The organism is Pseudomonas sp. SG20052 (assembly GCF_031766055.1).
Lineage (GTDB): Bacteria > Pseudomonadota > Gammaproteobacteria > Pseudomonadales > Pseudomonadaceae > Aquipseudomonas > Aquipseudomonas mandelii.
The window spans coordinates 5,199,653-5,222,803 of sequence record NZ_CP134498.1; the positions used below are offsets into that span (position 1 = coordinate 5,199,653).

A 23,151-nucleotide genomic window follows, 5' to 3' on the forward strand; every position below is an offset into this window, starting at 1 on the left:
TGTATCAACTGATACACCGCTATCGCGAGCAGGCTCGCTCCTACAGGGGTCAAGCATTACTTGGCAGCTTTGACGGCCGTGCCCAATTGCTTGGCGGCAGTCGCCGGATCGGCTTTCGGGTCGTTGATGAAGTTGGTCACCACATCAAAGAACGCGCCCTGGACCGCCAGCGTGGTCGCCATGTTGTGCGCCATGCTCGGCTGCAGGCCGCCGGACTTGGCGTCCACCAGGAAGTCCTTGGCAGCGGTCTGGGCGCAGGAGTCGAAACCGTACTTGCCCATGTCGTTCAGCATGTCGATTCGAACCGGGATCGAGCCCTTGTTGATGCTGAAGACTTTCTGGAAGTTCTCACCCAGCACGACCTTGGCAATGTCCTGTTGAGCAGCAGCAGTGCCTTTGTCTTTCTGCTTGAACACAGCCAGGGAGTCGATGTTGTAGGTGAACGCCTTGTCGGTGCCCGGGAACGCTACGCACTCGTAGTCCTTGCCGGCGACTTTCTTGGCGGCTGTCCACTCACTCTTGGCCCAGTCGCCCATGATCTGCATACCGGCCTTGCCGTTGATGACCTTGGCCGCTTCCAGGTTCCAGTCCTGGCCTTTGCCGTCGGCGTCCATGTAGGTCGCGACTTTCTTCAGCTCGGTCAGCGCCTTGACCATTTCAGGACCGGTCAATGCTGCGTTGTCCAGGTCGACCAGGGCTTTCTTGTAGCCGTCGACGCCCATGACCGACAGGACCACCGCTTCGAACACGGTGCTGTCCTGCCAAGGCTGGCCGCCGTGGGCAAGCGCAATGAAGCCCGCTGCCTTGAGCTTGTCACCGGCTGCGTAGAATTCCTGAAGGGTGGTTGGCGCTTTTTCGATGCCGGCTTTCTTGAAGACTTCCGGGTTGATCCACAGCCAGTTGACGCGGTGAATGTTCACCGGCACGGCCACGTAGTCACCTTCGTACTTCACGGTATCGGAGACTTTCTTGTCGAGCAGACTGTCCCACTTCTCGGTTTTGGCCGCGTCTTTCAAGACGTCGGTGTCGAGCAGACCGGTAGACGCCCATTCCTGGATGTCCGGGCCTTTGATCTGGGCGACGCCCGGTGGGTTGCCTGCAACGGCACGGCTCTTCAGCACGGTCATGGCGGTCGCACCGCCACCACCGGCAACGGCGCCGTCCTTCCAGGTGAAACCGTCTTTTTCGACTTGGGCCTTGAGGACATCAACGGCCGCTTTTTCGCCACCGGAGGTCCACCAGTGAACGACTTCTACCGAACCTTTGGAATCGGCGGCAAGCGCACTGACAGGGAATGCAGAGATAGGGAGCAATGAGGCAAGAGAAATGACAGTAGCGAGGCGAGAAATCGCATTCATCTAGAATTACCTTTCTTGTTGTTATGCATGCAAGTCTGGTGCTTGCGCTGCATAGGATTTTAAACAGGAGTTATCCCCTCGCAGGTAACGAAGGGACGCTTGAATGTCACCACATGGTTACACAGGAGCGCTCTGGGACAACTGCCCCAAGGCCGTGGCCATGCTCGGCGCCAGTGGCAGGCGCGGGATCAGGACGGCTTGCCAGGCGTGATACAGATCCGGTTTACCGGCCCAGATATCGGCACTTGGACGGTTTTGCGGGTCGAGCTCATGGTGCCAACTGCCATCGCAGCGGTCGATGAAATGACTGTCACAGAAATCCCAGAACAGCCGGTACCAGGTTTCGTATTGCGTATCCCCAGTGCGTTTAAGCAACGCGCTGGCGGCGGCACTGGCTTCGCAATGGGTCCAGTGCAAGCGATGGCGAACCACCGCGCGATTGTCCCAGTCGAGGGTGTAGACAATCCCGGGCAGCCCGTCGACATCCCAGCCGTGACGGCAGTTGTGATCGAAGAGTTTTTGCGCGTCGGTGGCCAGCCAACCCGGCGTGAGCATGCCGGCTTGCACGCGTGCCGCTTCGAGGTGCAGCAACAGCCGCGCCCATTCGAAACCGTGGCCCGGCGTGGTGCCGTAAGGGCGGAAACCGTCGGCCGGGTTGTCGTGGTTGTACTCGCGTAGCGGCTGCCAGTCGCGATCAAAATGCTCGACCACCAGGTAATCGTTGGCAGCAGCGTGACCATGAATGACGCGCTCGACGATGCGCTGAGCGCGGACCAGCCAGCGGTTGTCTTCGGTGACATCGGCCAGGGCGAGAAAGGCTTCGGTGGCGTGCATGTTGCTGTTGGCGCCGCGGTAGGCTTCTTCACCGCTCCAGTCGCGCTCGAAGGATTCGCGCATTGCGCCCTCCTCCTCGCTCCAGAAATGCGTGTCGATGATGTTGATCGCATCGTCGAGCAACGCCTGTGCACCGGGGCGCTGGGCGACGACCGCCGAACTGGCCGCGAGGGCCACGAAGGCATGCAGGTAAGCGGCCTTGCCGGTGTTGTCATCGTGATGATGGGCTGCGGCAAACCAGCCGCCGTGTTCGGCATCACGCAACGGGCCGCTGAGCGCCTGGATGCCGTGATCGACCAGCTCGGCAAACCCCGGCAACCCCTGAATGTGCGCCATGGCGAAGCTGTGGGTCATGCGGGCGGTGTTCATGGTTTCGGCGTGGGCATTGGCCGGGAGACGGCCCTTTTCATCGAGATTGCCGAAGCCTTCGGCAAGCTTTGAAGCCTTGGCAAATGCCAACAGGCGCAAGCCTTCGGCCGCAAGCCATTGTTGATGGGCAGGTGCGTTGAGCCAACTGCTGAAGGCAGGTTGGAAGGTGTCCATGGGGTGCCTTTTTTTGTTGTTTTGACTGAGGGCAGTCTAAACAACGGGCGGGGGCAGGCTTGTAACGAAGGGGGCGAGTTATGTCACCAAACTGTGACATACAGATTTTGTGGTGGATGATTATTTGTGGCGAGGGAGCTTGCTCCCGCCGGGGCGCGAAGCGGCCCCAAAAGAGGGACTGCTGCGCAGTCCAGCGGGAGCAAGCTCCCTCGCCACAGGGTCCGCGTCAATCGATCGAACGAGGCAACTGCAACGTCACCCGCAACCCGCCTTCACGCAGGTTTTGCAGGCTGACTTCACCGCCATGGCTATGGGCAATGTTGCGCGCAATCCCCAACCCCAAGCCATATCCCTGCTGCTGCCCGGCCAACCGGAAGTGCGGTTCGAACACCTGCTCCATCCGTTGCTCCGGCACGCCTGGCCCTTCGTCATCGACATGCAGGATGAAGGCGCTCTCGTCGTCATCGATATGCAAATGCGCGTTCTGCCCATACTTCAATGCGTTGTCGATCAGGTTGCCGATACAGCGCTTGAGCGCCAGCGGTTTGCCCGGGTACGCCGCCAGCGCCCGGCCCTGCTGGGTGACGCGACCATTACCGTTGGGCGCCAGGTACGGTTCCACCAGACAATCGAGCACATGGTTCAGATCCACCGGCTCGATGTTTTCGTGAATATCGGTGTCTTTCACGCATTGCAGCGCGCCCTTGACCAGCAATTCCAGCTCATCCAGATCGCGGCCGAACTTGGCTTGCAGCTGTTCGTCTTCAAGCAATTCGACCCGCAGCCTTAACCGGGTAATCGGCGTGCGCAGGTCATGGGAAATCGCGCTGAACAACTGGCTGCGCTCGGTCAGGTAACGGCTGATGCGCTCGCGCATCGCATTGAAAGCGCGGCCCACTTCGACCACTTCACTGCCGCCGCCTTCGGCCACCGGTTCGACTTCGGCACCGAGGGACATGTCCCGCGCCGCCCGCGCCAGGCGTTTGAGCGGACGACTCTGCCAGTGCACCAACAGGCCGATGAACAACAGCAAAAAGCCACTGGTGAGCACAATGAACCAGACCTGCTGCGCCGGCAGGCCCTGTTCTTCAAGGCTGGTGTAGGGCTCGGGCAACAGCGAGGCGATGTACAACCACTCGCCCGGCGCCATCTGGATTTGCGTGACCAGCACCGGCGGGTTCACCGGCTCCAGCGTCAGCGCGTAATGCGCCCATGAGCGCGGCAACTCATCGAGTTTCAGCCCGCTGTTGAAGATCCGCAGGTCTTCGGGGCTGACGAAGGTCACCGAGATATCCGTGTCTTGGCCGAGGGACTCGCGCAATACCTGATCCACGGCCTTGAGCACGGCTTCCTTGCGCGGGGTGATCGGCAACACTTCCATGCCCAGCGGCTTGTCGTTGAGGGTCACCACGAAACGGGTGCCGCCCATGCTGCGCAATTGGTCGAGCACCAAGGGACGAAACGCCACCGGCAGCGAACGAAAATAACTGACGCTGGCCGTCATCGAATGGGCCAGGCTGCGGGCACTGGTGACCAGGCCTTCAAGTTGGGTGGCACGCAGTTGCGACACCCAGATCACGCTCGACAAGGTCTGCGCGAACAGCACCGCCAACAGGGTCAGCAGCAACATGCGCCCGAGCAGCGAACGCGGCATCGGCACGCGGGCGGCGAGCTTGCGCAACCACTCAGTGGCCATTGCTGGCAACCACATTGGCGGCCAGTTGGTAGCCGCTGCCACGCACGGTACGGATCAATCGCGGCGGTTTTTCGGTATCACGCAGGCGCTGACGCAAACGGCTGACCGCCATGTCGACGATGCGATCCAGCGGCATCAGATCGCGGCCACGGGTGGCGTTGCCGATGGTGTCGCGGTCGAGGATTTCCTGCGGATGATCGAGGAACAGTTTCAGCAGCGCAAAATCGGCGCCGGAGAGAATCACTTCTTCGCCGTCGATGTGGAACAGCCGGTGGCTGACCATGTCCAGCCGCCAGTCGTCGAACGCCAGCACTTCACCGCCGGAACGCTCCTGACCGAACTGCGCGCGGCGCAACAAGGCCTTGATGCGCGCCTGCAATTCACGGGGGCTGAACGGTTTACCGAGGTAGTCGTCGGCGCCCAGTTCCAGGCCAATGACGCGGTCGGCCTCGTCGGAGCTGGCGGTGAGCATGATGATCGGCACCTGCGCCTGACGCGGGTGTTGGCGGATCCAGCGACAAAGGCTGAAACCGTCTTCGTCGGGCAGCATCACGTCGAGGATCACCAGATCGCTCGGCGCTTCGTTCATCGCTTGGCGAAAGCCCGCGCCATCGGGCGTGGTGCGGACCTGGAAACCGGCGCGGGTCAGGTAGGTGTCCAGCAACTCGCGTATCTCTTGATCATCATCGACCAACAAAATCGACTTGTTGACTGAGCTCACGGGGCGGCGTCCTTGTTGTTTGAATTGTGCGGATTATGCCTGATCGCGGGTAAATCGTTGGTGTCTGTACGGACGCCTTCGCGGGCAAGCCTCGCTCCTGCAAGGTCAGAGCCGTTCGCGAATTCCGTGAACGACATAAAACCTGTAGGAGCGAGGCTTGCCCGCGAAGGGCGCGACTCGGTGTTAGGCCTGATCGAGCGCCACACCCGCACCCATCAACCCGGAATACGGCGCCGTCACCAGCCACACAGGGATGCCTTTGAAGTAATCGCTCATGCAGCCCTTGTCGGCGAAGCACCGGGCAAAGCCGCTTTCAACGAAGAAATCGGCAAACCGCGGAATCACTCCGCCGACGATATACACGCCACCGCGAGCCCCCGTGGTCAGCACGTTGTTGCCGGCGACACGACCGAGCCAGCAGCAGAACTGCTCCAGCACTTCCAGCGCAATCGGGTCACCCGCCAGACCGGCAGCGGTTATCGATTCCGGAGTATCGAGCACCGGCTCATGACCGTCCACCGCACAAATCGCCCGGTAGACCCGCGGCAAACCGCTGCCGCTCAACGCCGTTTCAGCGCTGACATGCCCGATCTCATTGAAGATGTGTTGCCACAGTTGGGTTTCACGCAGACTGCTCAAGGGCAGATCAACGTGACCGCCCTCCCCTGGCAAGGCGGCAAAACGGCCTTCGCCCAGGTCCAGCAAGGTGCCGACACCCAGCCCCGTGCCCGGACCGATCACCACGGCAGGCCGCAGCGGCTCAGGCGTGCCTTCGCAGACCACCCGAAACTCACCCGGCTGCAAACGGGTCATGCCCAGTGCCATCGCCGAAAAATCATTGACCAGCAACAACTGATCAACCTGCAATGCCTTGCAAAAATCTTTGCGGCTGAGCCGCCAGTGATTATTGGTGAACTTGAATTCATCACCGCTCACCGGGCCGGCCACCGACAGGCATACCGAGCCGATCGAACCCGGTGCCAGGCCAAGCCCGCCCAGATAGAGGGAAATCGCCTCTTCCGGGCTGGCGTGGTCGGCCGTTGCCAGCACCTGGATCGCTTCCAGTTGCTGGTTTTTCCACAACGCGAAACGTGCGTTGGTCCCACCGATGTCACCGACCAAAGCCAGTTTCAATTAAGCGTCTCCAGGGCAGAAGTAAAGGCGCTGGCGCCCTGCTCTGCGGAGCTGAAGGCCATGCGCATGAAACCAAACAGTTCGCGACCGCTGCCAATGTTGTTGCCCAACAGGCCCTTGGCCGGGGTGCGCGCTGCAAATTCTTCGGCGTCCACCTTAAGCTCCAGGGTGCCTTTGACGCCATCGACGCGGATGATATCGCCCTCCTGCACCCGCGCAAGAGCGCCGCCAACATAAGCTTCGGGACTGACATGAATCGCTGCCGGGATTTTCCCCGACGCGCCGGACATGCGCCCGTCGGTCACCAGCGCGACTTTGAAGCCGCGATCCTGCAGCACGCCGAGGAACGGCGTCATTTTGTGCAGCTCCGGCATGCCATTGGAGCGCGGGCCCTGGAAGCGCATCACCGCGACAAAATCCTTCTCCAGCAATCCGGCCTTGAACGCGTCGGCCAGGTCCTGCTGATCCTGGAACACCATGGCTGGCGCTTCGACGATCTGGTTTTCCAAGGCAACGGCGGAGACTTTCATCACGCCACGTCCGAGGTTGCCTTCCATCACCCGCAAGCCGCCCTCAGGCGAGAACGCACGCGCGACCGGGCGAAGAATGGTTTCGTCGAGGCTTTCGATCGGGCCTTCGCGCCAGACCAGCTCGCCGTTTTCGAGGAACGGCTCCATGGTGTAACGGCTCAAGCCGTGGCCCAGCACCGTGTTGACGTTTTCGTGCAGCAGCCCGGCTTCCAGCAGTTCGCGGATCAGGAATGACATGCCGCCCGCCGCCTGGAAATGGTTGATGTCGGCTTTGCCGTTCGGGTAGACGTGGCTCAGGGTCGGCACGACTTCGGAGAGGTCGGCCATGTCCTGCCAGGTCAGTTGAATGCCGGCCGCCATGGCGATGGCGGGCATGTGCAAGGTGTGGTTGGTCGATCCGCCGGTGGCGTGCAGCGCCACGATGGAGTTGACCAGCGAACGCTCGTCGACAATTTCGCCGATCGGCATGAAGTCACCGTTCTGCTTGGTCAGACGCGTCACCTGATGCGCCGCTTCGCGGGTCAGGGCATCGCGCAACGGGGTGTTCGGGTTGACGAACGAGGCGCCCGGCAAGTGCAGGCCCATGACTTCCATCAGCAACTGGTTGGTGTTGGCGGTGCCGTAAAAAGTGCAGGTACCCGGGCTGTGGTAGGACTTCATTTCCGATTCCAGCAGCTCTTCGCGGCTGGCCTTGCCTTCGGCATAACGCTGACGCACATCGGCTTTCTGCTTGTTGGAAATGCCCGACACCATCGGCCCGCCCGGGACGAAGATCGTCGGCAGATGACCGAAACGCAGTGCGCCCATCATCAGGCCCGGGACGATCTTGTCGCAGATGCCGAGCATCAGCGCGCCATCGAACATGTTGTGGGACAGCGCCACGGCGGTGGACAGCGCGATCACCTCACGGCTCGGCAGGCTCAGCTCCATGCCCGGCTCGCCTTGGGTCACGCCATCGCACATGGCCGGGGTGCCGCCGGCGAACTGACCGACGGAGCCGATCTCGCGCAGGGCTTTTTTGATCTGTTCAGGAAAGACTTCGTAAGGCTGATGCGCCGAGAGCATGTCGTTATATGACGAAACAATCGCAATGTTGGCGGAGTTCATCATCCGCAGACTGTGCTTGTCTTCAGTGCCGCAACCGGCCACGCCGTGGGCGAAGTTGGCGCATTGCAGCTTGCCGCGCATCGGACCGTCGCTGGCTGCATCGCGAATAAGCGCAAGGTAAGCCTCACGGGTTGCGCGGCTACGGGCGATAAGCCGTTCGGTGACCTCAAGGACGCGGGGATGCATGTGTAGAACTCCAGGCTAACGGATGTGGCGACCTGATTGTCTATGCTGAGCAAGAGCCGGTGTCGATGGGATGACAGACGGTTTTCTTGATCGGTCGGACCAGTTGATTCAGGTCACTCGTTGTAGATTGAACAAAATATTGCCATTAAAAAGGCTTGTTTTCTATTTTTATGCGAATAATCTTGTAATTCCAACAACAAAACGACGGCGGCCCTGTTAAATGACTCTTCGAATCGCAATCAATGGTTTTGGCCGAATTGGCCGCAACGTCCTGCGCGCACTGTATACCCAAGGCTATCGCCAGGATCTGCAGATCGTTGCCATCAATGACCTTGGCGACAGCGCGATGAACGCTCATCTGCTCAAGTACGACACCGTTCACGGCACGTTCGACGCCGATGTCCAGCACGATCAGGAAAGCCTGACCGTCAACGGTGACCGTATTGCCGTCAGTGCCATCCGCAACCCGGCCGAGTTGCCTTGGGCCGCGGAAAAAATTGATGTGGTGTTCGAGTGCACCGGTCTGTTCACCGACCGTGCCAAAGCCGCCGCGCATATTACGGCCGGCGCGCGCAAAGTGATTATCTCGGCCCCGGCCAAAGGCGCCGACGCCACCGTTGTCTACGGGGTCAACCACGACATTCTGCGCCAATCGCACCAGATCATTTCCAACGCATCGTGCACCACCAACTGCCTGGCCCCGGTGGCGCAGGTGCTGCACCGCGAACTGGGCATCGAAAGCGGTCTGATGACCACGATCCACGCCTACACCAACGACCAGAACCTGACCGACGTCTACCACACGGACCCGTACCGCGCCCGTTCGGCCACCCAGAACATGATCCCGAGCAAGACCGGCGCCGCTGAAGCGGTCGGCCTGGTGCTGCCGGAACTGGCCGGCAAACTGACCGGCATGGCGGTACGTGTTCCGGTGATCAACGTGTCGCTGGTGGACCTGACCGTGCAGCTCAAGCGTGAAGCATCGGCCGATGAAGTGAATGCACTGCTCAAAGAAGCCGCCCAGCACTCGAAGATTCTCGGCTACAACACCCTGCCGCTGGTCTCCAGCGACTTCAATCACAACCCGCTGTCGTCGATCTTCGACGCCAACCACACCAAGTCCAGCGGCAAGCTGCTCAAGGTACTGGCCTGGTACGACAACGAATGGGGCTTCTCCAACCGCATGCTCGATAACTGCCTGGCGCTGTGCAACGCTGAGTAACGGGGAGCTAAACCGATGATCGGTATCAGCTTCACGCAAAAGACCATGGCGGCGCGCAAGCGTATCGCCTTGGTCGCCCATGACCACTGCAAGGTATTTTTGCTGGACTGGGCCGAGCGGCAGAAGGACAAGCTTGCGCAACATGAACTGGTCGCCACCGGCACCACCGGGCTGTTGTTGCAACAACGCCTGGAGCTGCCGGTGGAAAGCATGATCAGCGGCCCCTTGGGCGGCGACCAGCAACTCGGTGCGCGCATTGCCGAGCAGCGGGTCGACATGCTGGTGTTTTTCTGGGACCCGTTCGAACCGCAACCCCATGACCCGGACATCAAGGCGTTGCTGCGGGTCGCGGCGGTCTGGAACATTCCGGTGGCGTGCAACGAATGCAGCGCCGACTACCTGCTCAGCAGCCCGATGATGGAGCAGGCACACGAACACCGCATCCCCGATTACGCGACCTATCTGTTGGGTCGCGCCTGAACCGCTTTCGGATCCATCACTGACCCCCTTGAACGGATAATGGACATCATCGTCCGTTCAAGAAGGATCAGGTACGCCAGCCTCAGAATCTCCCCGCGATTTCCCCCGTTTTAAGCCCTGTTTTCGGCAGATTTTTCCGCGCAAACGTTCAACCCCTACCGTTCGTCGGAGCCACCATCATGCATCCTCGTCCCACGCCGATGTACATTGAATGGCGCTGAATGGACTTGGCGAACCGGGTCGACATCGGCCCACAGCCAACACTTCATCCCTTCGCGAGTTCGCCCTATGTTCGACTCTCTCTCTATCCGTCTGAAAATCGTCTTGCTGTCCGGCCTGTGCCTGCTTGGCGTGGTCGCGTTGATCGTTGGTATGAACTTCTACCAGACCAACCAGAACGATGAGCTGGTCAGCGCCTCCAGCCGCAAGATGCTCACCACCAGCGTGCAGGACCTGCTCCAGGCCAAGGCCGCCGAGCAAGCGGTGCGGGTGCAGAAGACATTCGGTGAAAGCCTGTTGGTGGTGACTGCCCTGGCCGATCAGATCAAGGACATGCGCGCCATGGCCGCCAAGCGTTCGCTTGAGGCCGGGGCCCTGCGTGAGGAGTTGAACCAGAGCCTGAAAACCGCGTTTGAGCGCAACAGCAAAGTGCTGGGGATCTGGCTGGCGTTCGAACCCAACGGCCTGGACGGCAAGGACAGCGAGTTCGCCAACGATGCGGCCCGCCAGTCCAACGAATCCGGGCGTTTTGCCAGTTACTGGAGCCGTGCCGGTGGGGCCGGGATCAACACGATCATGGTCGAAGACGACATGACCAAAACCACCCTGAGCCTCAGCGGCACGCCGTACAACAGCTGGTACACCTGCCCTCGCGACAGCAAACGCACCTGCTTGCTGGACCCGTATGCCGACACCGTCGGCGGCAAGGAAATGCTGATGACCACCATTTCCGTCCCGCTGCTGGTGGACGGCAAGTCCATCGGCGTGGTCGGTATCGACATCGCCCTCGACGCCCTGCAAGCGGCCGCGGTCGATTCCCAGCGTGACCTGTTCAACAGCGCCGGGCACATGCTGATTGTCTCCGGCAGCGGTGTATTGGCTGGTTACAGCGTCGATGCGAGCAAGGTCGGCAAAAGCATTGATGCGACCCTCGGCGCTGACGGCAAGGACATCCTGCAACTGCTCAGCGGCGGCACGCCGAAGATCCTCGAACAAGGCGAAGTGATTCGTGCGGTGTACCCGGTCAGCCCGATCAGCGACTCCAAAGCCTGGGGCGTGGTGATTGACCTGCCCAAGCAAGTGCTGCTGGCCGATTCGGTCAAGCTGCAAGCGGTGCTCGATGACGCCCAGCAAAGCGGCACGATCAAAGCGGTGCTGGTGGCTGTCGCGGCAGGCCTGGTCGGTCTGTTGCTGATCTGGCTCACCGCGTCCGGCGTGACCCGGCCGATCAACAGCGTCGCCGAGATGCTCAAGGCGATTGCCAGCGGCGACGGCGACCTGACCCAACGCCTGCACTACAGCAAAAAAGATGAACTGGGCGAACTGGTCAGCTGGTTCAACCGCTTCCTCGACAAGCTGCAACCGACCATCGCGCAGATCAAACAAAGCATCACCGACGCTCGTGGCACCGCCGACCAATCCTCGGAAATCGCCCGTCAGACCAGCGAAGGCATGCAGGTGCAGTTCCGCGAAATCGACCAGGTCGCCACAGCGTCAAACGAAATGAGCGCCACCGCCCACGAAGTCGCCAACAGTGCGTCGAACGCGGCCAATGCGGCCAAAGGTGCGGATCAATCGGCGCGCGATGGCATGTCGATCATCGAGCGCAGCACCCGCGACATCAATCAACTGGCCGACGAAGTCAGCAAGGCTGTGACTGAAGTCGAGGCGCTGGCGGTGAACAGCGAGCAGATCGGTTCGGTGCTGGAAGTGATCCGCAGCATTGCCGAACAAACCAACTTGCTCGCCCTCAACGCGGCGATCGAAGCGGCCCGTGCCGGCGAAAGCGGTCGTGGGTTTGCCGTGGTGGCCGACGAAGTGCGCAACCTGGCCAAACGCACCCAGGACTCGGTGGAAGAAATACGCGTCGTGATCGAGCGCATCCAGACCGGCACACGCGGCGTGGTGGCCACCATGCATTCGAGCCAGACCCAGGCCCACAGCAACGCCGGACAGATCCAGCAAGCGGTCCAGGCCTTGAGCAAAATCAGCGACGCGGTCACCGTGATCAGCGACATGAACCTGCAAATCGCCAGCGCCGCCGAACAGCAAAGCGCGGTGGCCGAAGAGGTCAACCGTAACGTCTCGGCGATCCGCACCGTCACCGAAACCCTGACCGGCCAGGCCACCGAATCGGCGCAGATCAGCAGCCAACTCAACTCGCTGACCACCCACCAGATGAAATTGATGGATCAGTTCCGGGTGTAACAGCCACAGCCCTGTAGGAGCGAGGCTTGCCCGCGAAGGGAGCGCTGCGGTTTTCAGATAGACCGCATTATCGTTCTTCGCGGGCAAGCCTTGCTCCTACAGGTTTCATCCGCTTCATCACCTGTTTGATCTATGCTCGGGCTCTCGTTCCGGAGGGCCTTCGATGACTGGTTTACTCACGTCCATTCAAGCCGCGCTTGGCTTGTCTCACACGCCAATTCCCTTTACGTCGAGCGGCGCCCTGCCCTCGGCGTTTGCCGTCACTGATCTGGCCTGTGCCAGCATCGCCGCCGCCGGTCAGGCAGTCAGCGAATTACTGCAACAACACACCGGTCGCTTGCCCAACCTTGAAGTCGACCGCCGCCTGGCCTCTTTCTGGTTCGCCACCTCGATCCGCCCCGTGGGCTGGAGCGTTCCGCCGCTGTGGGACCCGGTGGCCGGTGACTACGCGACCCAGGACGGCTGGATCCGCTTGCACACCAACGCGCCGCATCACCGCGCCGCCGCCGAAAGCGTGCTCGGCACTTGTGCCGACCGTGCGGCGATGGCGAGCAAGGTTGCGCAATGGGCGAAAACCGATCTGGAACAGGCCGTGGTCGATGCCGGCGGCTGCGCCGCCGAGATGCGCAGCTGGGCACAATGGCAGGCGCATCCCCAAGGCCTGGCGGTGAACGCCGAGCCGTTGATTCAGTTCAGCGCCGGCAGCGGTCAACACGCGAAACCCTGGAAAGGTTCTGTGGCGCAACCGTTGGCAGGCATCAAGGTGCTGGACTTGACCCGCGTGTTGGCCGGCCCCGTCGCCAGTCGTTTTCTCGCCGGCCTCGGCGCCGATGTATTGCGAATCGACCCACCGACCTGGAACGAACCCGGCGTGGTGCCCGAAGTCACGCTGGGCAAACGCTGCGCACGGCTGGACCTGCACAACAACGACGATCGAGCGGTGTTCGAAAGCCTGCTCAAGGACGCCGATATCGTGCTCCACGGCTACCGCGCCGACGCACTGGAAAAGTTGGGTTACGGTGTCGCCGAGCGGGAAAAACTGGCGCCGGGCCTGATTGATGTGTGCCTCAACGCCTACGGTTGGAGCGGCCCGTGGCGTAACCGCCGTGGCTTCGACAGCCTGGTGCAGATGAGCAGCGGCATTGCCGACGCGGGCCGGCAGTGGAAGAAAGCGGACAAACCGACGCCGCTGCCCGTTCAGGCGCTGGATCATGCGACCGGGTATTTGATGGCGGCTGCAGCGATCACGTTATTGGGACGGGGTGGGTCGGCCAGGTTGTCGTTGGCGCGAACGGCGAAATTGTTGATTGAAAACGGTGCAGGGACGGATGAGGCGCTGCGAGCTGAAGATGAAAATGATCAGGGGATGTTGATCGAGCAAACGCCTTGGGGGCCGGCGCATCGGCTTCATGTGCCTTTGAAAATCACCGGCACTCCATTGCAATGGGCACTTCCAGCTTCGGAATTGGGTGCCCATCGCGCGCAGTGGTGGTGACCGTCCGATAGCTATCGCGAGCAGGCTCGCTCCCACATTGGATCTGCGTCGAACACAAAACCTGTGGGAGCGAGTTTGCTCGCGATGGGGCCAGAACACTCAATACAAAACCGGTGCCAGCCGCCACCTCACAACGACAGCAACCCGCTGTACAACCCATACGCCGCCAGCCCCGCCCCGCTGATGACGCAGGTAAAAATGCCTTTCTCGATATGGGTAAACAGCGGCTCGCCTTGCTCTCGCTTGGCCTTGGCAAACAAGATCACCCCCGGCGCATACAACAACGCCGACAGCAGCAGATATTTCACCCCGCCCGCATACAACAACCACACCGCGTAACCCAGGGCGATGCCGCCGATCATCAGGTCCTTGGTCCGCTCGGCCGACGCGTGCTCGTAGGTTTCGCCGCGTCCGCTCAACAGCACCGCATACGCCGCCGACCACAGATACGGCACCAGGATCATCGACGACGCGAGGTAGATCAGGCTGGTGTAAGTGCCTGCCGAAAACAGCGTGATCAGCAGAAAAATCTGGATCATCACGTTGGTCAGCCACAGCGCATTGACCGGTACATGGTTGGCGTTTTCCTTGGTCAGAAAGGCCGGCATGGTCTTGTCTTTAGCCGTGGCGAAAAGGATTTCGGCGCAAAGTAGCGCCCAGGACAACAATGCACCCAACAGCGAAATCGCCAGGCCGATGCTGATCAGCAACGCCCCCCAAGGACCGACAATGTGCTCCAGCACCGCCGCCAGTGACGGGTTTTGCAGGGTGGCCAATTCCGGCTGGCTCATGATCCCCAGGGATAACACGTTCACCAGCACCAATAACGCCAACACGCCGAGAAAACCGATCACCGTTGCCCGGCCGACGTCCGAGCGTTTCTCCGCCCTGGCCGAGTACACACTGGCGCCTTCAATGCCAATGAACACGAACACGGTGACCAGCATCATGTTGCGCACCTGCTCCATGACACCGCCGAAATTCGGGTTGCTGCGTCCCCAGATATCGCGGGTGAAGACGTCCGCCTTGAAGGCCACGGCGGCGATGACGATGAACATGATCAGCGGCACGATCTTGGCCACGGTGGTCAGCTGGTTGATGAACGTCGCCTCCTTGATCCCGCGCAGCACCAGAAAATGCACGGCCCACAGCAGCACCGAGGCGCAACCGATGGCGATCGGCGTGTTGCCCTGGCCAAACACCGGAAAGAAATAACCGAGGGTACTGAACAGCAACACGAAATAACCGACGTTGCCCAGCCAGGCGCTGATCCAGTAACCCCAGGCGGATGAAAACCCCATGTAATCGCCGAACCCGGCCTTGGCGTAGGCGTACACCCCGGAATCCAGTTCGGGTTTGCGATTGGCCAGGGTCTGGAACACGAAGGCCAGGGTCAGCATGCCGACCGCAGTGATCGCCCAACCAATCAATATCGCACCGGCATCGGCACGCGCCGCCATGTTTTGCGGCAAGGAAAAAATCCCGCCGCCGATCATCGATCCGACGACCAGGGCGATCAGCGCACTGAGGCGAAGCTTTTGCGTCGTTTGCACCATCTTGCGTCCCTTTTTTACGGCATGGCCATTGAGGCATAACTTTAACTAAATGGATAACGGGTTTAAGCGTTTATTAACTAACGGAAAATAACGCCTTCTATTTATAGCCGATAATTCTATGGGATCGGTGTGTAACAGTTTTGTATGTCAATTTTGATAAATCCATTCCACACCGAAAATAGATGACAAAATTGGCAGAAAGCCAAAACCGGACTAAGGTCAAAATTCAAAAGTGCTATGCATCATTCACGCCTGAACTGGCCGAAGCCTCTGGAAAGGGCTTTTCCAGCGATATCCTTATGCCCGCAAAAGTTTCATAAGTCTTTCATTAACAATGGAATGTGTCGATGTACTGATCTATGTCAGATGTCTGAATAGCTAACAGCATTAATCTGCTGTCTCTTTTCTCCTGCATTGGAGGTCATGCAATGTCTGAATCCCCCGGTAAACTGAAACTCGGCGCACTTGTGGCGCTGGTTGTCGGCTCAATGATTGGTGGCGGGATCTTCTCTTTACCGCAAAACATGGCCGCCAGTGCCGATGTCGGCGCCGTGCTGATCGGTTGGGCGATTACCGCGGTCGGCATGCTGACCCTGGCCTTCGTGTTCCAGACCCTCGCCAACCGCAAGCCTGACCTGGACGGCGGTGTCTACGCCTACGCCAAGGCCGGTTTCGGCGACTACATGGGTTTCTCGTCTGCCTGGGGTTACTGGATCAGTGCGTGGCTGGGCAACGTCGGTTATTTCGTGTTGCTGTTCAGCACCCTCGGCTATTTCTTCCCGATCTTCGGCGAAGGCAACACCGTCGCTGCGGTGATCGGCGCGTCGGTGCTGCTCTGGGGCGTGCATTTCCTCGTGTTGCGCGGGATCAAGGAAGCGGCGTTCATCAACCTGGTGACCACCGTCGCCAAGGTCGTGCCACTGGTGCTGTTTGTGCTGATCGCGATTTTTGCCTTCAAACTGGACATCTTCACCGCCGACATCTGGGGCCTGAAAAACCCGGACCTGGGCAGTGTGATGAACCAGGTGCGCAACATGATGCTGGTCACCGTGTGGGTGTTCATCGGCATTGAAGGCGCGAGCATTTTCTCGGCCCGGGCAGAAAAACGCAGCGACGTCGGCAAGGCCACCGTGATCGGTTTTATCACCGTGTTGCTGTTTCTGGTGCTGGTGAACGTGCTGTCGCTGGGCATCATGACCCAACCGGAACTGGCCAAACTGCAGAACCCGTCGATGGCCGCGGTGCTGGAACACGTCGTCGGTCCATGGGGCGCCGTGCTGATCAGCGTCGGCCTGATCATCTCGCTGCTCGGGGCGCTGCTGTCGTGGGTGCTGTTGTGTGCGGAGATCATGTTCGCCGCCGCCAAGGACCACACCATGCCGGCGTTCCTGCGCAAGGAAAACGCCAAACAGGTGCCGGTCAACGCCTTGTGGCTGACCAACGCAATGGTGCAGCTGTTCCTGGTCATCACCCTGTTTTCGGCCAGCACTTACCTGTCGCTGATCTACCTGGCCACCTCGATGATTCTGGTGCCGTATCTGTGGTCCGCGGCTTATGCCCTGCTGCTGGCGGTGCGTGGCGAGAGCTATGAAAACGCTGCGGCTGAACGTCGCAAAGACCTGTTCATCGGTGCCGTCGCGTTGATTTACGCGGTCTGGCTGATCTATGCCGGCGGCGTCAAATACCTGCTGCTCTCCGCCCTGCTCTATGCCCCCGGCGCGATCCTGTTCGCCAAGGCCAAGATGGAGCTCAACAAACCGGTTTTCACCAACGTCGAGAAGCTGATTTTCGCCGCTGTTGTCGCTGGCGCCCTGGTGGCGGCCTACGGCCTGTATGACGGCTTCCTGACCCTGTAACACTCGACTCATTTGTCATCTGGAGGATCACTGTAATGACCACCGAAAAAGTTAAGTACGGCGTCCATTCCGAAGCCGGCAAACTGCGCAAAGTCATGGTTTGCTCCCCAGGCCTGGCCCACCAGCGGCTGACTCCGAACAACTGTGACGAACTGCTTTTCGATGATGTGCTGTGGGTGGCCCAGGCCAAGCGTGACCATTTCGACTTCGTCACCAAGATGCGCGAACGCAACGTCGAAGTGCTGGAAATGCACAACCTGCTGACCGACATCGTCGCCATCCCCGAAGCCCTCGACTGGATTCTGGAACGCAAGGTCACCGCCAACTCGGTCGGCCTCGGCCTGATCAACGAAGTGGGTTCGTGGCTGCGTAGCCTGGAACCGCGGCATATCGCCGAGTTCCTGATTGGCGGTGTCTCCGCCGATGACCTGCCGGACAGCTTCGGCGGCAAGACCATCCAGATGTTCCGCGACTTCCTCGGCCACTCCAGCTTCATTCTGCCGCCGCTGCCCAACACCCAGTTCACCCGCGACACCACCTGCTGGATCTACGGTGGCGTGACGCTGAACCCGATGTACTGGCCGGCGCGACGTCAGGAAACCCTGCTGACCACCGCCATTTACAAATTCCACCCACAGTTCACCAACGCCGATTTTGAAATCTGGTACGGCGACCCGGACCAGGATCACGGCAGCGCCACCCTGGAAGGCGGCGACGTGATGCCCATCGGCAACGGTGTGGTGTTGATCGGCATGGGCGAACGTTCGTCACGACAGGCCATCGGCCAACTGGCGGTGAACCTGTTCAAGCACAACGCCGTGGAGAAAGTCATCGTCGCCGGCCTGCCGAAGTCCCGCGCAGCGATGCACCTGGACACTGTGTTCAGCTTCTGCGACCGCGACCTGGTGACGATTTTCCCGGAAGTGGTAAACCAGATCGTCGCCTTCACCCTGCGCCCTGACGACAGCAAGCCGGGCGGCATCGACATCCGCCGCGAAGAAACCAACTTCCTCGACACCGTCGCCAAGGCCCTCAACCTCAAGACGCTGCGCGTGGTGGAAACCGGCGGCAACAGCTTCGCCGCCGAACGCGAGCAATGGGACGACGGCAACAACGTGGTGGCCGTGGAGCCCGGCGTGGTGATCGGTTATGACCGCAACACCTACACCAACACCCTGCTGCGCAAGGCCGGTGTGGAAGTCATCACCATCAGCGCCGGTGAACTCGGACGCGGCCGTGGCGGCGGCCACTGCATGACCTGCCCGATCATTCGCGACCCTATCGACTATTAATTTTTATGCCCTGCTTCGCGCTCATAAAGCGCGAAGCAGGCGGATAACCGAAACCCAAGGAGATCCAAAATGGCTTTCAATATGCGCAACCGCAGCCTGCTCTCGCTGATGCACCACACCACTCGCGAGCTCAACTACCTGCTAGACCTGTCCCGCGACCTCAAGCGCGCCAAATATACCGGCACCGAGCGTCCGCACCTGCAAGGCAAAAACATCGCGCTGATCTTCGAAAAAACCTCGACCCGCACCCGTTGCGCCTTCGAAGTCGCGGCCCATGACCAGGGCGCCCACGTCACCTACATCGACCCGGTGTCGTCGCAGATCGGCCACAAGGAAAGCATGAAAGACACCGCCCGCGTGCTGGGGCGGATGTTCGACGCCATCGAGTACCGGGGCTTCGAACAGGAAATCGTCGAAGAGCTGGCCAAGTTCGCCGGCGTACCGGTGTTCAACGGCCTGACCGCTGAATTCCACCCGACACAAATGATCGCCGACACCCTGACCATGCGTGAGCACAGCGACAAGCCGCTGCACGACATCAGCTACGCCTACCTGGGCGACGCCCGTTACAACATGGGCAACTCGCTGCTGATGATCGGCGCCAAACTCGGCATGGACGTGCGCATCGCCGCGCCCAAAGCCTTGTGGCCGCACGCTGATTTCATCGCCCAGTGCAAAGCCTTCGCTGAGGAAAGCGGCGCACGCATCACCATCACCGAAGACCCGAAAGAAGCGGTCAAGGGCGTGGACTTCATCCACACCGACATCTGGGTGTCGATGGGTGAGCCGGTAGAAGCGTGGGACGAGCGCATCGAGCAACTGCTGCCGTACCAGGTCAACGCCGCGATGATGAAAGCCTCCGGCAACCCGCGGGTGAAATTCATGCACTGCCTGCCGGCGTTCCACAACAGCGAAACCAAGGTCGGCAAGGACATCGCCGCACGCTATCCGCACCTGGCCAACGGCGTGGAGGTGACTGAAGAAGTCTTCGAATCGCCGGCCAACATCGCCTTCGAGCAAGCGGAAAACCGCATGCACACCATCAAGGCGATCCTGGTGTCGGCGTTGGCGGATATCTAACGGCCCACCCGGCTCTCCCGGCTGGAACAAAGCCCCTGTGGGAGCGAGCCTGCTCGCGATAGCGGAGTAACAGTCAACGTCTCTGTTGAGTGTTAAATGGTCATCGCGAGCACGCTCACTCCCACACTGATCGGGTTTCACCAGGGAGACCGAGTCACCTCATTTAGAAGGACTGCATTATGCGTATCGTCGTTGCTCTGGGCGGTAACGCCCTGCTCCGCCGTGGTGAACCCATGACCGCGGACAATCAACGCGCCAACATCCGGATCGCCACTGAACAGATCGCCAAGATTTATGCTGGCAACGAACTGGTGATCGCTCACGGCAATGGCCCGCAAGTCGGGTTGCTGTCGTTGCAGGCCGCCGCTTACACCTCGGTTTCGCCTTATCCGCTGGACGTACTCGGCGCCGAAACCGAAGGCATGATCGGCTACATCATCGAACAGGAACTGGGCAACCTGCTGGACTTCGAAGTGCCCTTCGCCACCTTGCTGACCCAGGTCGAAGTCGATGCCAACGACCCGGCGTTCCAGAACCCCACCAAACCCATCGGCCCGGTCTACGCCAAGGCCGAAGCGGAAAAACTTGCCGCCGAAAAAGGCTGGGCGATTGCCCCGGACGGCGACAAATACCGTCGCGTGGTGGCCAGCCCGAGACCGAAACGCATCTTCGAAATCCGCCCGATCAAATGGTTGCTGGAAAAAGGCAGCATCGTGATCTGCGCGGGCGGTGGCGGCATCCCGACGATGTACGGCGCCAGCGGCAAACTGCAAGGCGTGGAAGCAGTGATCGACAAAGATCTGTGCTCGGCGCTGCTGGCCGAACAGCTGGAAAGCGATCTGCTGGTGATCGCCACCGACGTCAACGCCGCCTGCATCGACTTCGGCAAACCGACCCAGAAAGCCATCGCCCGAGCCCACCCTGACGAAATGGAAAAACTCGGCTTCGCCGCCGGCTCCATGGGACCGAAGGTGCAGGCCGCCTGCGAGTTTGCCCGCCATACTGGAAAAACCGCGGTGATCGGTTCACTCTCGGACATCGAAGCGATCGTCCAGGGCACGGCCGGCACGCGCATCAGCACGGCGACACCTGGCATTACTTATTTATAAGGAGAAACGTCAATGGCAACGTTCGCCCCCGGTCACTTGCACATCGAGCGCCACGCGCTGACCACGGATGATGTCAGCTACAACCTGCACTTCGACTATGAGGTCAGCAATAACGACAAAGGGGAAAAAGGCATCCAGTTCACCATGCATGGCAGCATTCAGGGAAAGGATATGAGCGAAACCTTCTTTCTACCCAAGGTTGAGGCCTACAACTTCGCCAACAACATAACGAATATCGCCGAGAAGTACGGTATTCCAAGGACACACAGCCAGATCGGCTCGGTTCACAAAAATTACGACCAGGTATTTGAAGACATTCGGAAGAAGCTGGATATGAAATCCGGCGACCCAGTAGACCTCGAGAAATTTGAGTAGCCTGCGTCCCCTTGTGGGAGCGGGCCTGCTCGCGATGACGGACTTTCATTCGCTATGGATGCCGACTGAAAGACTGCGGCCCCACGACCTGTAGGAGCGAGGCTTGCCCGCGAAGCTTTTAGCGGTCTTGATGGCCTCTTCGCGGGCAAGCCTCGCTCCTGCAGGTTGAACACGTGCATTTCACCTGAGACCCGCCCCAAGGCATACTTGCCCCCCTCCGCTTGCCAGATTGAAAACCGCCCCATGCGTATCCACGTCAGCTTCATCGACCGCGTCGGCATTACCCAGGAAGTCCTGGCCCTGCTCGGTGGGCGTAATCTCAATCTGGATGCGGTGGAAATGGTCCCGCCCAACGTGTACATCGACGCTCCGACCCTGAGCCCGGAAGTGCTCGAAGAGCTGCGCGATGCGTTGCTCAGCGTGCGCGGCGTGCAAGCGATGACGGTGGTCGACATCCTTCCGGGGCAACGGCGGCACTTGCAGCTCGATGCGCTGCTCGCCGCCATGACCGACCCGGTGCTGGCCCTGGACAGTGACGGCAAAGTGCTGCTGGCCAACCCGGCGCTGATCGCGTTGTATGGTCGCGAACCGGCCGGTGAAAGCGTCGCCGATCTGTTTGCCGACCCGGCGCTGCTTGGCGTATTACTCGAAAACGGCTTCCGCCTGCCGCTGCGCGAGATCACCGTCAACGGCCAGACCCTGCTGCTCGACGCCACCCCGATCACCGACGCCGGCGCCCTGCTGACCTTGTATCAACCGAACCGCATCGGCGAACGCCTCTCGGCGCTGCACCACGACCATGCCGAAGGTTTCGACGCGTTGCTCGGCGAGTCCCCGGCGATCCGTACCCTCAAGGCACGCGCCCAGCGCGTGGCAGCACTGGATGCGCCGTTGCTGATCCAGGGCGAAACCGGAACCGGCAAAGAACTGGTGGCGCGGGCCTGCCACGCCATCAGCGCCCGGCACGGTTCGCCGTTCCTGGCGCTGAACTGCGCCGCATTGCCGGAGAACCTCGCCGAAAGCGAACTGTTCGGCTACGCCCCTGGCGCCTTTACCGGTGCGCAACGGGGCGGCAAACCGGGGCTGATGGAACTGGCCAACCAGGGCACGGTGTTTCTCGATGAAATCGGTGAAATGTCGCCGTACCTGCAGGCGAAGTTGCTGAGGTTCCTCAACGACGGCAGCTTCCGGCGAGTCGGGGGTGATCGCGAGGTAAAGGTCAATGTGCGAATCCTCAGCGCAACTCACCGCAACCTGGAAAAAATGGTCAGCGAAGGTTCGTTCCGCGAAGACTTGTTCTATCGCCTCAACGTCCTGAATGTCGAAGTCCCGCCTCTGCGTGAACGCGGTCAGGACATCCTGCTGCTGGCGCGCTATTTCATGCAGCAGGCTTGCGCACAGATCCAGCGCCCGGTCTGTCGTCTGGCGCCAGGGACTTATCCTGCACTGCTGGGTAACCGCTGGCCGGGCAACGTGCGGCAATTGCAGAACGTGATCTTCCGTGCGGCGGCGATTTGCGAAAGCAGCCTGGTGGACATCGGCGACCTCGACATCGCCGGCACCTCGGTGGCGCGCCAGAGTGACAGCGATGTCGATAGCCTGGAGCAGGCGATGGAAGAGTTCGAAAAGACGCTGCTGGAAAAACTCTACGTCAGCTACCCCTCTACCCGGCAACTGGCCAGCCGCCTGCAAACTTCCCACACGGCGATCGCCCATCGACTGCGCAAGTACGGCATTCCCAATAAGCCGTGAGGCCGGATATACAATCTCCCAACCGACACAAAACAACTGTAGGAGTGAGCCTGCTCGCGATAGCGGTGTGTCAGTTGCTGCATGTGTTGACTGACACACCGCTTTCGCGAGCAGGCTCACTCCTACAGGGTTTGTGTCTGGCCTGAAGACCTGTTTAAAAACGACCTCCACCTGTACTGAAAGAGCTACAGCGGAACGATATCGCTACACCCTCCCCTGATCACCGCTGTGCAAGGCTTTGATCCACTTAGGCTTTTTTCTTCGCCTCTTGCTGTAGCGATTTCGCTACAGCCATCAATCTACCGCACATCGCAATATCAACTAAGCGATTGATTTATAACGATAAAAAAACATTGGCCGCGAAATTGCTTAGTAACCCGCCATAAAGCAAGGCTTTA

General features: G+C 60.3%; 16 protein-coding genes and 2 pseudogenes. 11 read left to right on the forward strand and 7 right to left on the reverse strand.

Going from position 1 to position 23,151, the window contains the following annotated elements; genetic code table 11:
• Positions 1 to 56: 56 nt before the first annotated feature.
• The 6 genes from RHP74_RS23935 to edd all read right to left on the reverse strand — a co-directional run bounded on the left by RHP74_RS23935 (position 57) and on the right by edd (position 8,109).
• Positions 57 to 1,358, reverse strand: coding sequence for an ABC transporter substrate-binding protein (locus RHP74_RS23935; protein WP_010457391.1), 1,302 nt, complete (start codon positions 1,356 to 1,358; stop codon positions 57 to 59).
• A 117-nt stretch (positions 1,359 to 1,475) separates the two neighbouring features.
• A complete protein-coding gene (locus RHP74_RS23940; protein WP_311096450.1) occupies positions 1,476 to 2,735 on the reverse strand; it encodes an AGE family epimerase/isomerase in 1,260 nt (419 codons plus the stop codon).
• A gap of 226 nt (positions 2,736 to 2,961) precedes the next feature.
• Positions 2,962 to 4,431, reverse strand: coding sequence for an ATP-binding protein (locus RHP74_RS23945; RefSeq protein WP_172791516.1), 1,470 nt, complete (start codon positions 4,429 to 4,431; stop codon positions 2,962 to 2,964).
• On the reverse strand, positions 4,421 to 5,152 hold the full coding sequence (locus RHP74_RS23950) for a response regulator (protein ID WP_010457397.1): 732 nt from the start codon (positions 5,150 to 5,152) through the stop codon (positions 4,421 to 4,423). The genes RHP74_RS23945 and RHP74_RS23950 overlap by 11 nt, the downstream gene beginning before the upstream one ends.
• Before the next feature lie 183 nt (positions 5,153 to 5,335).
• Positions 5,336 to 6,286 (reverse strand): glucokinase, encoded by a 951-nt coding sequence (locus RHP74_RS23955; protein ID WP_077748693.1) that lies wholly within the window; start codon positions 6,284 to 6,286, stop codon positions 5,336 to 5,338.
• Positions 6,283 to 8,109, reverse strand: coding sequence for a phosphogluconate dehydratase (gene edd, locus RHP74_RS23960; protein WP_010457401.1), 1,827 nt, complete (start codon positions 8,107 to 8,109; stop codon positions 6,283 to 6,285). Before edd ends, RHP74_RS23955 begins: the two co-directional genes overlap by 4 nt.
• Before the next feature lie 220 nt (positions 8,110 to 8,329).
• Here edd and gap point away from each other — a divergent pair, with 220 nt between their 5' ends.
• From gap to RHP74_RS23980, 5 genes and pseudogenes are all read left to right on the forward strand, one after another.
• Positions 8,330 to 9,331 (forward strand): type I glyceraldehyde-3-phosphate dehydrogenase, encoded by a 1,002-nt coding sequence (gap, locus tag RHP74_RS23965; protein WP_077748694.1) that lies wholly within the window; start codon positions 8,330 to 8,332, stop codon positions 9,329 to 9,331.
• 15 nt (positions 9,332 to 9,346) lie between these two features.
• Positions 9,347 to 9,811 carry a methylglyoxal synthase gene (locus RHP74_RS23970; protein ID WP_311096451.1) on the forward strand — a complete coding sequence of 155 codons (465 nt, stop codon included), beginning with the start codon at positions 9,347 to 9,349 and terminating at the stop codon, positions 9,809 to 9,811.
• 561 nt (positions 9,812 to 10,372) lie between these two features.
• Positions 10,373 to 11,332, forward strand: a pseudogene (locus tag RHP74_RS31480) (chemotaxis protein); the annotation flags it as partial.
• 378 nt (positions 11,333 to 11,710) lie between these two features.
• Positions 11,711 to 12,238: pseudogene (locus RHP74_RS31485) on the forward strand (methyl-accepting chemotaxis protein); the annotation flags it as partial.
• A 163-nt stretch (positions 12,239 to 12,401) separates the two neighbouring features.
• Positions 12,402 to 13,733, forward strand: coding sequence for a CoA transferase (locus tag RHP74_RS23980; protein WP_311096452.1), 1,332 nt, complete (start codon positions 12,402 to 12,404; stop codon positions 13,731 to 13,733).
• A 128-nt stretch (positions 13,734 to 13,861) separates the two neighbouring features.
• Here the strand turns inward: RHP74_RS23980 and arcD (RHP74_RS23985) are convergent, their stop codons facing one another.
• Positions 13,862 to 15,289 carry an arginine-ornithine antiporter gene (gene arcD, locus RHP74_RS23985; protein ID WP_083375891.1) on the reverse strand — a complete coding sequence of 476 codons (1,428 nt, stop codon included), beginning with the start codon at positions 15,287 to 15,289 and terminating at the stop codon, positions 13,862 to 13,864.
• 428 nt (positions 15,290 to 15,717) lie between these two features.
• Here arcD (RHP74_RS23985) and arcD (RHP74_RS23990) point away from each other — a divergent pair, with 428 nt between their 5' ends.
• From arcD (RHP74_RS23990) to RHP74_RS24015, 6 genes are all read left to right on the forward strand, one after another.
• Positions 15,718 to 17,145, forward strand: a complete 1,428-nt coding sequence (arcD, locus tag RHP74_RS23990; RefSeq protein WP_083375890.1) for an arginine-ornithine antiporter — start codon at positions 15,718 to 15,720, stop codon at positions 17,143 to 17,145.
• Between the two features lie 35 nt (positions 17,146 to 17,180).
• Positions 17,181 to 18,437: an arginine deiminase gene (gene arcA / locus RHP74_RS23995; protein ID WP_311096453.1), complete on the forward strand. Its 1,257-nt coding sequence runs from the start codon at positions 17,181 to 17,183 to the stop codon at positions 18,435 to 18,437.
• 69 nt (positions 18,438 to 18,506) lie between these two features.
• Entirely contained in the window at positions 18,507 to 19,517 is a 1,011-nt protein-coding gene (locus tag RHP74_RS24000; RefSeq protein WP_010457417.1) for an ornithine carbamoyltransferase, read from the forward strand.
• Between the two features lie 179 nt (positions 19,518 to 19,696).
• On the forward strand, positions 19,697 to 20,626 hold the full coding sequence (gene arcC, locus RHP74_RS24005; protein WP_010457419.1) for a carbamate kinase: 930 nt from the start codon (positions 19,697 to 19,699) through the stop codon (positions 20,624 to 20,626).
• Between the two features lie 12 nt (positions 20,627 to 20,638).
• Entirely contained in the window at positions 20,639 to 21,001 is a 363-nt protein-coding gene (locus tag RHP74_RS24010; RefSeq protein WP_311096454.1) for a DUF5064 family protein, read from the forward strand.
• Positions 21,002 to 21,244: 243 nt separating this feature from the next.
• Complete coding sequence (locus tag RHP74_RS24015) at positions 21,245 to 22,753, forward strand: sigma-54-dependent transcriptional regulator (protein ID WP_077748702.1); 1,509 nt, start codon at positions 21,245 to 21,247, stop codon at positions 22,751 to 22,753.
• The last annotated feature ends 398 nt before the right edge of the window (positions 22,754 to 23,151 follow it).

Coding starts and splice junctions, on each gene's coding strand:
- RHP74_RS24000 (WP_010457417.1), top strand. CDS start 18,507: ATGGCTTTCAATATGCGCAACCGCAGCCTGCTCTCGCTGATGCACCAC.
- arcC (WP_010457419.1), top strand. CDS start 19,697: ATGCGTATCGTCGTTGCTCTGGGCGGTAACGCCCTGCTCCGCCGTGGT.
- RHP74_RS23940 (WP_311096450.1), bottom strand. CDS start 2,735: ATGGACACCTTCCAACCTGCCTTCAGCAGTTGGCTCAACGCACCTGCC.
- edd (WP_010457401.1), bottom strand. CDS start 8,109: ATGCATCCCCGCGTCCTTGAGGTCACCGAACGGCTTATCGCCCGTAGC.
- arcA (WP_311096453.1), top strand. CDS start 17,181: ATGACCACCGAAAAAGTTAAGTACGGCGTCCATTCCGAAGCCGGCAAA.
- arcD (WP_083375891.1), bottom strand. CDS start 15,289: ATGGTGCAAACGACGCAAAAGCTTCGCCTCAGTGCGCTGATCGCCCTG.
- arcD (WP_083375890.1), top strand. CDS start 15,718: ATGTCTGAATCCCCCGGTAAACTGAAACTCGGCGCACTTGTGGCGCTG.
- RHP74_RS24010 (WP_311096454.1), top strand. CDS start 20,639: ATGGCAACGTTCGCCCCCGGTCACTTGCACATCGAGCGCCACGCGCTG.
- RHP74_RS23980 (WP_311096452.1), top strand. CDS start 12,402: ATGACTGGTTTACTCACGTCCATTCAAGCCGCGCTTGGCTTGTCTCAC.
- RHP74_RS24015 (WP_077748702.1), top strand. CDS start 21,245: ATGCGTATCCACGTCAGCTTCATCGACCGCGTCGGCATTACCCAGGAA.
- RHP74_RS23945 (WP_172791516.1), bottom strand. CDS start 4,431: ATGGCCACTGAGTGGTTGCGCAAGCTCGCCGCCCGCGTGCCGATGCCG.
- gap (WP_077748694.1), top strand. CDS start 8,330: ATGACTCTTCGAATCGCAATCAATGGTTTTGGCCGAATTGGCCGCAAC.
- RHP74_RS23935 (WP_010457391.1), bottom strand. CDS start 1,358: ATGAATGCGATTTCTCGCCTCGCTACTGTCATTTCTCTTGCCTCATTG.
- RHP74_RS23970 (WP_311096451.1), top strand. CDS start 9,347: ATGATCGGTATCAGCTTCACGCAAAAGACCATGGCGGCGCGCAAGCGT.